Annotated in this window: 7 protein-coding genes and 4 pseudogenes; 5 read left to right on the forward strand and 6 right to left on the reverse strand. The window is 69.1% G+C overall.

The window, feature by feature from the left end; genetic code table 11:
* Positions 1 to 143: 143 nt before the first annotated feature.
* Entirely contained in the window at positions 144 to 1082 is a 939-nt protein-coding gene (locus ACIQBL_RS17820; protein WP_401944012.1) for an Ig-like domain-containing protein, read from the reverse strand.
* 472 nt (positions 1083 to 1554) lie between these two features.
* Positions 1555 to 2064: a DUF6479 family protein gene (locus ACIQBL_RS17825; RefSeq protein ID WP_401944013.1), complete on the reverse strand. Its 510-nt coding sequence runs from the start codon at positions 2062 to 2064 to the stop codon at positions 1555 to 1557.
* 128 nt (positions 2065 to 2192) lie between these two features.
* On the opposite strand from ACIQBL_RS17825, the gene ACIQBL_RS17830 reads away from it, so the two are divergent.
* The 3 genes and pseudogenes from ACIQBL_RS17830 (at position 2193) to ACIQBL_RS17840 (ending at position 3656) form a co-directional block, all read left to right on the forward strand.
* Positions 2193 to 2363, forward strand: coding sequence for a hydrophobic protein (locus ACIQBL_RS17830; protein WP_401942542.1), 171 nt, complete (start codon positions 2193 to 2195; stop codon positions 2361 to 2363).
* 60 nt (positions 2364 to 2423) lie between these two features.
* Complete coding sequence (locus tag ACIQBL_RS17835; RefSeq protein WP_401942545.1) at positions 2424 to 2621, forward strand: hypothetical protein; 198 nt, start codon at positions 2424 to 2426, stop codon at positions 2619 to 2621.
* A 175-nt stretch (positions 2622 to 2796) separates the two neighbouring features.
* Positions 2797 to 3656, forward strand: a pseudogene (locus tag ACIQBL_RS17840) (RNA polymerase sigma factor SigF).
* Positions 3657 to 3667: 11 nt separating this feature from the next.
* Here ACIQBL_RS17840 and ACIQBL_RS17845 read toward each other — a convergent pair.
* The gene (locus ACIQBL_RS17845; RefSeq protein ID WP_401942548.1) at positions 3668 to 4144 is read right to left on the reverse strand and encodes an ATP-binding protein; all 477 of its coding nucleotides are present in this window, start codon (positions 4142 to 4144) and stop codon (positions 3668 to 3670) included.
* A gap of 219 nt (positions 4145 to 4363) precedes the next feature.
* On the opposite strand from ACIQBL_RS17845, the pseudogene ACIQBL_RS17850 reads away from it, so the two are divergent.
* Both ACIQBL_RS17850 and ACIQBL_RS17855 read left to right on the forward strand, forming a co-directional pair.
* Positions 4364 to 5212: pseudogene (locus ACIQBL_RS17850) on the forward strand (STAS domain-containing protein).
* A 31-nt stretch (positions 5213 to 5243) separates the two neighbouring features.
* Positions 5244 to 5393, forward strand: a pseudogene (locus ACIQBL_RS17855) (hybrid sensor histidine kinase/response regulator); the annotation flags it as partial.
* On the opposite strand, the pseudogene ACIQBL_RS17860 reads toward ACIQBL_RS17855, so the two are convergent.
* The 3 genes and pseudogenes from ACIQBL_RS17860 to ACIQBL_RS17870 all read right to left on the reverse strand — a co-directional run.
* Positions 5394 to 5486: pseudogene (locus tag ACIQBL_RS17860) on the reverse strand (PRC-barrel domain containing protein); the annotation flags it as partial. It lies immediately after the preceding pseudogene.
* A gap of 89 nt (positions 5487 to 5575) precedes the next feature.
* Positions 5576 to 5737, reverse strand: coding sequence for a hypothetical protein (locus tag ACIQBL_RS17865; protein WP_043666884.1), 162 nt, complete (start codon positions 5735 to 5737; stop codon positions 5576 to 5578).
* 64 nt (positions 5738 to 5801) lie between these two features.
* Positions 5802 to 6122: dihydrofolate reductase family protein (locus tag ACIQBL_RS17870; protein ID WP_401942549.1), on the reverse strand; the 321-nt coding region annotated here is incomplete at its 5' end.

The raw sequence follows: 6122 nt of genomic DNA on the forward strand, positions 1-6122 counted from the left end.
TCCGGGGGGGGGGTGGGGGCCGGGGGGGGTCCCCGCCCCCCCCACCCCGCCCCCCACGCCCGGGCCCCGGCCCGGGGCCCCCCGGCGGGGCGGGCCGCCCACTGGGCGCGGCGGGCCGGCGCCGTCGTGGTGTTGGCGGTGCGTCAGAGCGTCGCGGTCGTCCCCTCGCCGGAGCCGCTGCCCGCGAGCCACTGGTCCCAGCCCAGGTTGAAGTCGGCGTAGCCGTTGTCGGCCGGGGCCTTGCCTCGGGGGGAACCGGTGATCGTGACGGGGTCGCCCTGCTTGACCTGGCCGTAGAACCACTTGGCGTCCGACAGGGAGAGGTGGACGCAGCCGTGCGAGCCGCGGGCGCTGCCGCTGCCCGGGTTCGGGTCACCGGTCGAGTAGTGCACGTAGGTGCCGGACTGCGTGAGGTGGATGTCCCAGGGCAGCGTCAGGTCGTAGAAGTTGGGGCTGCCCTTGTCGCAGCTGATGCCGACGCTGCAGGAGGTCATGTGGACCTTCTCCTGCTTGTCGATGACGGCCATCGTGCCGTCCCACGTCGGGTACTGGGCGCTGCCCGCGTTGATCGACAGGGTGCGCACCGCCGCGCCGTTCCGGGTCACCTTCATGGTGTGGTTGGTCACCGAGACGTCCGCGCGGACGTCGTCACCGATCTTGAAGGTGTGCGTGTAACTGCGCACGCCGTAGCGGCCGTTGCCGTTGCCGACGTCCTTCATGTCGGCGTTGATCTTCACCGTCGTGCCGGAGGGCCAGTACGTCTTCGGGCGCCAGTCGACGCGCTTGTCGCCCATCCAGTGCCAGGCACCGACCACCGACTGCGAGGCGCTCACCTTCATGTGCTTCTCGACGGTGGCCCGCGCCTTGGACGCCACGGGGTTCGTGAAGATCACCGAGATCGGCATGGCCACGCCGACCGTGGTTCCGGACTGCGGGGTGATCGTGTCCAGCAGCATCGGCGGACCCAAAGGCTTCGTCGGCGACGGCGAGGCGCTCGCGCTCGGCTTCCCGGACGCCTTCGCGTCGTCGCCGCTCGCCTTGGCACTGCCGCCCCCGCCGCAGGCACTCGCGCCCACCAGCATCGCACCCGTGACGAGTGCGATCCCTATGCTGCCCTTGCGCCGTCCCACGACGTGCCCCACTCTCTCTCGCGCTTCGGCCCTGACGGACCCGACTCACTGTCAGACAACAACGGACGGGGCCACAGTTGCATGCGGCACGTAAAGCGTGTCTCAAGATTCAGTGCGCATCCGACTCCTGACTCCGAGTCGCCGGCCGCCCCCTGTCGCGAAGAGGCCGGAGTCCAGGCTTCCGAGGTGCGTTCCGTGGCCGGCGCGGCGGCGCCGAACACATGGCCGACGAGTTCTTGCGGACCGGCCTGTTCGGTCGTCATGGACGGCGCCGCCTGAGACCCCTCAGTGAGCGGGTGGTGACCGGCGGGAGCGCCGCCGACACGTGGTCGGGCCGAGCCGGGTAACCCCAGGGGTATGGCACGGACGAGGAGCCGTACCTCCCGCCCCGCGACACGCGTGCCTGGAACGAGGTGGATCACCGTCACATGGGCTGACACGGTTCACGAGGGAGGCATGTGTCCGGCACACATGGGAACTGCGCACACTCGACGATCCACGACGGAGGAGTGTCCCTCGCACACACAGGGACTGCGCACACTCGGCGGACACTCTCTCTGGGGCACCCGTGGTCGCCCCTGGCGCGAACCCCACCGCCGGCGCCGCTGGTCCTCGCTGCGCCTGCTGCCCGACGCCCCGCCTCCGGGCGCGGCGGCGCCGACTCCCGACGGCGGGCCTTGATCCCCAGACGTACGGCCCAGACCAGCCCGACGACGAGGATCAGGCCGGCGACCAGCGGAAAGACTCCGAGGGCCGCTCCGCTCGACGCGACCACTTCTGTGCCCGGCGTGTTCATCGGTGCCGGGTACCCCGGGGCCACCGGGGCAGCCTCGCGCGGCCGAGGCCGGCGAGGCCGGCGAGGCCGGCGAGGGCGGCCCTTCCGGCACACGGTCCGAACCGGGAGGGCCTGACCATCACGTTCCCCGGCGGACATCGCGACGGCTGACGGCCGAGTGCCCACATATCCGCGACCTACCTGTCGCCGCCGCCTGCCGGGATCAGCCGCCGTCAGGGCGTCTGACCGGACGGTTTCGGGGCACTCGGCGACCAGGAGGTTCACTCATGGTTCCCATTCTGCTGGTGTTTCTCGCGGTGCTGATCCTCTTCGGCGCCGGTTTCGCGGTCCAGATCCTCTGGTGGATCGCTCTGATCGTCCTCGTCCTCTGGCTGCTGGGGTTCCTGATGCGCGGAACGAGCGCGAGCGGTGGTCGGGGCCGCTGGTACCGCTGGTAGCCCTCGGCACGGCGGCCCGCACCCGGGTCGGACAGCCCGCACGCACCCCCTGGAGCAACGATGACCAAGCACGACCACGCACGGCCCACCCCTCCGTCGCAGGCTCCCGGGGAGAGCGGCGACCCGGAGGCCCGGGAAGCGGCGGAGGAGGCGGTGCGTCCCCGCACACCGGACGACGAGGCCCAGGAGGGCAGCGGCGAGGGGCGGCCCTCCGAGAAGCGCGCGCAGGCCGCCGTAGCGGATGAATCGGACGAATAGCGGTTCCCGTCCGGTTCATTCGGTCGCGTGCCGAAACGGGTCGACGGCGGCGACCATCCGTGACGCAGGCGATCTCCGTCCCCATTCACCGCAGCCGCCCGAACATGGATGCGCTCGAAGGGGGCAGGAGACGCTCATCCTGCTTTCCATCTGAGGCGGCACCGTGAACCATCCCGTGAATGTCCGCCGGCCGACCACCACCGTCACCGCGCAGACCCCGGAAGTGACGGTGGACCTGCCGTGGATCGAGGACGGGGCAGGGTCGCCCCCAAGGACGCCCGTGTGCTGTCGCGGCTGTTCCTGGACCGGCTGCGGGAGTTGGAGGAGGGCACCCGGGAGTACCAGTACGCCCGGAACACGCTGATCGAGATGAACCTGTCCCTGGTGGCCTTCGCCGCCCGGCGCTTCCGCAACCGGGGCAGCGGTGAGATGGAGGACGTGATCCAGGTCGGGACGATCGGTCTGATCAAGGCCATCGACCGGTTCGACCTGTCGCGCGAGGTCGAGTTCACCTCCTTCGCGATCCCCTACATCGTCGGCGAGATCAAGCGATTCTTCCGCGACACCACCTGGGCCGTGCACGTCCCCCGGCGACTGCAGGAACTCCGTGTCGACCTCGCCAGGAGCAAGGAGACCCTCGCCACCCGGCTGGGCCGCAACCCGACGGTGAAGGAACTCGCCGCCCACCTCGACCTGACCGAGGACGAGGTCGTCGAGGGCCTGGTCGCCGCGAACGGCTACGTCGCGGGCTCGATCGACACCCCGGGCGGGGACGACGAGGCCGACAGCGCGCCCAAGTACGCGGACACCATGGGTGACACCGACCCGGCCCTGGAACTGTTCGAGGACCTGCACACGCTCGGCCCCCTGCTGCGGAAGCTCGACGACCGGGAACGCACCATCATCGAGATGCGCTTCGGCCAGGAGCTGACCCAGGCCGAGATCGGCCGCGCACTGCACGTGTCCCAGATGCACATCTCCCGCCTACTCAACCGCACCCTCACCAAACTCCGCAGCGGACTGCTGACCGGATGAGCGCGCGGATCTCACGGAGCGCCGGGCGGCGTGTCGGTACGGCGCGTCCCGTCGGCCAGGGCGATGCGGGCGGTGACGGTCTTGCCGGTCGGTTCGAGCCGGACCTGGAAGGCCTGCACGACGGCCATGACGATCTCCAGGCCGTGCTGACCGACTCTGCGCGGATCGAGCCGACGGGCGAGCAACGGCACACGGGCGGTGTCCCGTACGGTCACCTCCACCGCGTCGTCCAGGATGCGCAGTTCCATCCACAGCGGGCCGGGGGCGTGTTTGCGGGCGTTGGTGACCAGTTCGCTGACCACCAGACGCGTGAGGTCCATGGCCCGCGCGGACACGACCACCCCGTGCTCGGTCCCGGCCCGGCCGAGGAAGTCCACCGCGAGGTGGCGTGCCTCGGCGATGCAGGTGTCGTCGCCGCTCAGCGGGACGGCGGTGGTCATGGGGCGGGTGCTCGGCTCGCCTTCGCCGTCACTGTCGGCAGGCTCCACTCGGTGTCACCTTCGTTCCCGTTGTCGGCCGACGCCTACCCGGCACTGCGCACCTCATGTTCCCGCCACTCGAATTACCGGCGAACGCGGTCGAGGGCACGGTGACGGACGTACACCAGGCGCTCGAGAAATGACCTCCCCACATGTGCCGTAGGCTGCGCCGGTCAGTCCTGACACCTACATGTGAATATCGAAGGAGTACCTGAAAGGAGTACCTGATTGGTGAAGCGAGACAACGCCGTGGACCTGGTGGGGCTCCTGTCGATCGAAGGGCAGGACCTGGCCGCGTCATGGGTCGGAGAAGTGCCGGGTCACTCGGCGGTCGCGTCGGCGCGGCAGAACTCAACCGTGAGCTGCGCGAGTTGTACGAAGCACTGGTGGAGGCGCTGCGAAAGGCGCCATGGACGTCCACTCGGAGCACATGTCCGAAGTCCGCGCCCACTTGACGGAATTGTCGAGGAACCGGGCCCGGCAGGGATTCTCGCCGAGTGAGACCGCCGTCAGTGTCTTCGCGCTGAAACACGTCCTCGAACCGGTTCTGGAAAAGGGCACCGTCGACGAGATCCGCGCCTATCTGCGGCTCGCCCGAATACTGGACAATTTGGGGCTCTTCACGATCGAGACCTGTACACGGACACGGGACGAACTCATCACCGCGCAGGCCGAGCAGCTGCTGGAGCTGTCCCCGCCGGTGGTGCGCCTGTGGGACGGGTGATCGCCGTACCGCTGGTCGGCACGCTGGACTCGGCGCGGACCCAGGTGGTGAGGGAGAAGCTGCTGCAGGCGCTGGTGGACACCGGTTCGGAGCAGGCGATCATCGACATCACGGGGGTTCCCGCAGTGGACACCCAGGTCGCCCAGCACCTGCTCAAGACCATCGTCGCCGTGCGGCTGACGGGCGCCGAGTGCACGGTGTCCGGCATCAGTCCGCAGATCGCGCAGACCATCGTCGCGCTGGGGATCGAGTTCGACGGCATCGTGACGAAGGCGAGTCCGGCGGACGCCCTCACGCTGCCTCTGCGCAGGTCGGGCGTGGACCTGGTCGCGCACACCGGCGCCCAGCGATGAGCGACCGGATTCCGATCCTGCGCATCGGCCCCAGGAGCTGGAGACCACGAACAGCGGTGTACTGGCCCTGCACTCCGAACTGGAGGACAAACGGCACCAGTTGGTGGAGGCGAGTGAGGCCAAGACCCGGTTCTGGACCAACATCAGCCACGAACTGCGCACTCCGGTCAACTCGGTGGTCCTCGCTCGGGTCGATGCTCACGACCGTACTGGCCGGGAGCATGACCTCCTTGCCGAAGATCCACACACCGGTGTCGACCACCAGGTCGGCGTCCGCCAGGCGACCCGCGGTCGACTTGTCACTCCTTTTTCCGTATGCCGTACACGGCGGTTTCTTCGACCGCCTCCGGAATCACCGCTCAACTACCAGCGATACCAGCGACCACTGCCGCCTTTCGGACGAGCGACGAAACCGACGAGCCAAAGAACCAGCACGACGATCGCGACCCACCACAGAATTTTCAGCGCGAAACCCGCACCGAAGAGAATGAGGGCCAGCAGAAGAACGAGAATCAGGGGAATCATAAGTGTCAACCTCCGAACTGCCGTCTGCCCGCACATTCCCGGTTCACGCCTGCGGATCCACAATTCACCTGCGCGGGCCGGACACCGCGTAGGTCAGGTGCGTCACTCGCGACGACGGCTGCGAACGGACCGGCTCCAGCGCGATCCTGGACGCGTCCACGCCGTCGAACAGGCGGGTGCCGGCGCCGAACAGGACCGGTGACAACGCGATCGAGAACTCGTCGACCAGGCCGGCGTTCAGGTACTCCAGGATCGTCGCGGCGCCCCCCGGCCGAAACACAACGGCGGTGAACGCGGCGGCGGCGGCCGGGGGGGGGGCGGGGGGGAGTACCGCCTCGGCCAAATGGTAACTGGTTGCCGCCCGGCGCCCCCACCGGTGCACCCA

This window comes from Streptomyces sp. NPDC088350, assembly GCF_044753545.1.
Lineage (GTDB): Bacteria > Actinomycetota > Actinomycetes > Streptomycetales > Streptomycetaceae > Streptomyces.

What these genes read in the sequence shown, in the direction of transcription:
- ACIQBL_RS17825 (WP_401944013.1), bottom strand. Translation starts at nt 2,064, where the DNA reads ATGTCCGCCGGGGAACGTGATGGTCAGGCCCTCCCGGTTCGGACCGTG.
- ACIQBL_RS17830 (WP_401942542.1), top strand. Translation starts at nt 2,193, where the DNA reads ATGGTTCCCATTCTGCTGGTGTTTCTCGCGGTGCTGATCCTCTTCGGC.
- ACIQBL_RS17820 (WP_401944012.1), bottom strand. Translation starts at nt 1,082, where the DNA reads ATGCTGGTGGGCGCGAGTGCCTGCGGCGGGGGCGGCAGTGCCAAGGCG.
- ACIQBL_RS17865 (WP_043666884.1), bottom strand. Translation starts at nt 5,737, where the DNA reads ATGATTCCCCTGATTCTCGTTCTTCTGCTGGCCCTCATTCTCTTCGGT.
- ACIQBL_RS17835 (WP_401942545.1), top strand. Translation starts at nt 2,424, where the DNA reads ATGACCAAGCACGACCACGCACGGCCCACCCCTCCGTCGCAGGCTCCC.